General features: G+C 36.9%; 2 protein-coding genes. Both read left to right on the top strand.

All coding sequences use genetic code 11. From position 1 onward, the window contains the following. A partial coding sequence (locus FD29_RS03140) for a helix-turn-helix domain-containing protein (RefSeq protein WP_083477754.1) occupies positions 1 to 532 on the top strand: 532 nt, incomplete at its 5' end. Continuing rightward, positions 532 to 1428 (top strand): IS3 family transposase, encoded by an 897-nt coding sequence (locus FD29_RS03135; protein WP_235804252.1) that lies wholly within the window; start codon positions 532 to 534, stop codon positions 1426 to 1428. The genes FD29_RS03140 and FD29_RS03135, both read left to right, overlap by 1 nt. Positions 1429 to 1466: the final 38 nt, after the last annotated feature.

The following is a 1466-nucleotide window of genomic DNA, read 5'->3' as shown; positions in this document are numbered from 1 at the left end:
GGTTAAATACAGTTCAAAGTTAAAAGCAGAAATCGTTGGTGAATATCTTCAAGGAGGAACCAGCATTCGTCATCTTTCACAGAAACATAATTTACCTCATAGACAAGTAGGAGTCTGGATTCAAAAGTATCGTTTAAGCGGCGTAGACACGCTTAAACGAAGACGAATCAAACGAAGTTTCTCAGCTGAATTTAAACTTGATGTGATAAACTACTATCAAACTCATGATGAAACTTTGGCCGAAGTGTCCGCAAAATTTGATGTTAATTCATGTCAGATAAGCGCATGGAAGGCGGCTTTCAGTCAGTATGGTATGGAAGCTTTGAAGTCTCATCCAAAAGGTAGGAAGCCTAAAGTGAAACTTGATAAGAAGAAGTTACGTAACTTGGTAAATAAAAATGAAGTCGATCGGCTTCGTGAAGAACTGGCAAAAAAGAACAAGGAACTTCACGATACAAAGCTGGAAAATGATATCTTAAAAAAATCAATGACCCTGTTCGGGACCTCAAAGGGCGAAAGAAAACGCAAATAGTGGATCAGATCAGGGTCGAACAAGAATCTCTTCCCAAAAAAGATCGATATAAAATTGGTACAATCCTTAAGGCCATTGGCCTTAAGAAAGCTACGTACCATGATGAACGTAAACGTATCAGGAATTATGTAGATAAATATAAAGATGTAAAAGCAGAGATACTAAAAATCACGGAAAACGGAAAATGGCGTGGACGTTTAACCTACGGTTATCGTCGCGTACAAGATGAATTAGTTAAATTGGATATTCATTTAGCAGACGCCGTAGTGCGTCGCTTAATGAATGAATTAGGTGTACAAGTAAGTCTCTATAATCGTCATCGAAATGGAAAATACTCTTCATATAAAGGTACTGTTGGCAAGATAGCTCCTAACGTTTTACATCAACAATTTAATGAAACTGTACCTTTAAAGGTTCTGCATACTGATGTTACACAGGTTCGTTTGGCTGATAGTAAATGGGCCTACATTTCAGCAATAACTGATGAAGCAAGTAAAGAAGTCTTGGCCTTTCAAATAAGCAATAGTCCTAACAGCAAATTGATTCTAGACACATTAAATGAACTTATAGCGGTTATTCCAAAAGGAGTACAGCCAACGATCCATTCGGATCAGGGTTGGCATTATCAATTGAATTACTATATCGATGAACTCTCTAATAAAGGATTTTCTCAAAGCATGTCTCGCAAAGGAAATTGTCTCGACAATGCGCCAATCGAGAGTTTCTTTCATATTTTCAAAACAGAGTGTCTTAATGGATTCCCACCTTGTAAGGATATTAAGGAGTTTAAGAAAATAGCTATGGAATACGTCGATTGGTTTAACAATCGACGTATTTCAAGAAAAACAAAAGGCATGACTCCCTGTGAATACAGAGAACATGCCTTAGCAGCTTAACAATATTTAATTTTGTCTAACTTTTGTGTTGCACTTTA

This window comes from Companilactobacillus mindensis DSM 14500 (assembly GCF_001434275.1).
Lineage (GTDB): Bacteria > Bacillota > Bacilli > Lactobacillales > Lactobacillaceae > Companilactobacillus > Companilactobacillus mindensis.
The sequence above is the reverse complement of the archived record's forward strand: the minus strand, read 5'-3'. Positions and strand labels throughout refer to the sequence as shown.